This is a genomic window from Alcanivorax sp. HI0044, from assembly GCF_001634945.1.
Window position 1 is genome coordinate 1 of the sequence record NZ_LWEZ01000906.1, and the last position, 228, is coordinate 228.

The 228-nt window shown below is 54.8% G+C and carries 1 protein-coding gene; it reads left to right on the plus strand.

Going from position 1 to position 228, the window contains the following annotated elements:
• The coding region (locus A3730_RS10710; protein WP_156501143.1) for a co-chaperone YbbN at positions 1-228 on the plus strand (228 nt) is incomplete at both ends.

Here is a 228-nt window from a genome sequence, read left to right on the forward strand (position 1 = left end):
CGAACAGCCCTATCATTGAAGCCACAGAGCAGAATATTCAGCAAATCCTTGAACAATCCCAACAGATCCCGGTGATCGTGGATTTCTGGGCCAGCTGGTGCCAGCCCTGTCAGCAGATGGCGCCGATACTGGAGCGGCTGGTCAATGAATACCAGGGCAAGGTGCTGCTGGCGAAGGTGAATGCAGATGAACAGCAAATGCTGGCCAGCCAGTTTGGTGTGCGCAGTC